The organism is Arenimonas sp., from assembly GCF_019459675.1.
Taxonomy (GTDB): Bacteria; Pseudomonadota; Gammaproteobacteria; order Xanthomonadales; family Xanthomonadaceae; genus Arenimonas.
In genome coordinates this window covers 1-1562 of record NZ_JAIBFH010000208.1, presented here as the reverse complement: position 1 = coordinate 1562, position 1562 = coordinate 1, and the positions used below count along the sequence as shown (strand labels likewise).

Annotated in this window: 3 protein-coding genes; all 3 read right to left on the bottom strand. The window is 66.3% G+C overall.

The genetic code is table 11. The features are described from left to right. Positions 1 to 51 precede the first annotated feature (51 nt). Entirely contained in the window at positions 52 to 678 is a 627-nt protein-coding gene (locus K0M70_RS07225) for a hypothetical protein (RefSeq protein WP_290781032.1), read from the bottom strand. Between the two features lie 14 nt (positions 679 to 692). Beyond that, complete coding sequence (locus K0M70_RS07220) at positions 693 to 1151, bottom strand: hypothetical protein (RefSeq protein WP_290781030.1); 459 nt, start codon at positions 1149 to 1151, stop codon at positions 693 to 695. Between the two features lie 79 nt (positions 1152 to 1230). Further along, on the bottom strand, positions 1231 to 1562 hold a 332-nt coding region (locus tag K0M70_RS07215), incomplete at its 5' end, for a DUF6629 family protein (protein ID WP_343211197.1).

The following is a 1562-nucleotide window of genomic DNA, read 5'->3' as shown; positions in this document are numbered from 1 at the left end:
GCCCCCCCGGGCGGGCGCGGGGGCCTCCGCCCCCCGCCGCCAGCGCCGACCTCAGGCGTGCAGCGCCTCGCTTTGCCGCAGCCAACTGGACGTCACGGTCGCGTACTCGTTGAAGAGCAGGTCTCCCGGGTCGAGTGCCATTTCCTCGCACAGGGCGGGCAGGGCCGCCTGAAACTGCCGATAGCGGGCCTGGACCCGGGCCGCGCCGGGGATGGTCTTGCGCTTGGTCGCGTTGGCCAACCAGTTGCGGACCCGGGCGATCAGCACCAGCGGGTCGTCGTTGTGCGCCTGGACGTCCTGACCGGCAATATCGGACAGGAACTGCTGATAGCGGAAGCGTTCGCGATCGACGATCAAGCTGAACTTCTTGGCTTGGTCACCTTGTCCAAAATAACGGGCGCCCAGGAAGACGCCCAACTCGAACGGCATGTTGAATCGCGGCAACGCATTGCCCTCGCTCAGCTCGGTCCGCGAGATATCGTGGATTCCGAACTTGCAGGCCTCGATGATGCGCCGGATCTTCTCGATCCGGACATCGCCGCCGTCCTCGACCTCCTGCGCGCAGCGCGGCTGGTAGCCGCAATCGAGAATCGCGAACACGGCGGCGAACAGCATGGGGCGGTACTGCTGGTCAAACGGGCAGTTGATGAACACGCTGGCGGCATAGGACGCCTTCATGGTGTGCGCCCGGCTCACTTCTTGGACTTCCGGCCCGTCAGGACGCGGCTGACCGCTTGCTCCACCCGCCGGGGCGCCAGCGCGCCGCTGCTGATGGGCTTGAGCACAACCCGCGTGGTCTGGCCGTCGGCCGTGCGGCGCGTGCTGACGTGTTGGGTGAGCGCGGACCCCGCCAGGCTTTTCGCCGAGGATTTGGTCGCCCCGCCCTTGGCGGCTCCCGGCGTCGATTTCGACTTGCCCGTCGTCTGTGTCAACACGCTACCGGCCAAGGAACGCGTCGTCGGCCGAGTGCGGGGATCGGCCAAGACGGCCCCTGCTTTTCTTGCCACGCCGGAGGAGGTTTGCTTTTTCGTGCCCGCCTGCGCCAAGGCGCTACCGGCCAAGGACTTGGCCCGGTCGCTCGCCCGCGCGTCCTTGAGCACTTTGGCGGACTGGGCGGCGACGCGGGACGAGGTTTTCTCAGACTTGGCCATGGGGCCTCCAGGGAAAGCAGGGTCGGCACCCGCACTATGGCGTAGGTGCCTGGACGGGGAAAGTCGACGCCCAACGGGCCTAGGTGCGTTGCCAGCGCGGATCGGCTGGGATACCGAGTCCCGAGCTCGGGCCAGGGCGGTGCCTTACATGCAGATAGATGACCCCGCTCAGCAGCGCGGCGAAGAAGCACCAGACCGAAATAAACCATTGGGCATAGGCCACGTAGGCCGCCACAGCGGAGACCAGCGCCAACACGCCGAACCAGCGGATCCAGCGATGGCTGGAGAGCATCTGACTCATCGTCGTGGCGGCCAGGTACAACACCAGCACCATCGCGATATAAAAGTGCGGCGAGTCGTAGTCGATATGCTGGCCAACCGGGCGGGCCACAATCGGGTTCACAACCATGC

Bases quoted from the DNA above. Each gene is read 5' to 3' on its own strand.
- K0M70_RS07220 (WP_290781030.1), bottom strand. From the start codon at position 1,151: ATGGCCAAGTCTGAGAAAACCTCGTCCCGCGTCGCCGCCCAGTCCGCC.
- K0M70_RS07225 (WP_290781032.1), bottom strand. From the start codon at position 678: ATGAAGGCGTCCTATGCCGCCAGCGTGTTCATCAACTGCCCGTTTGAC.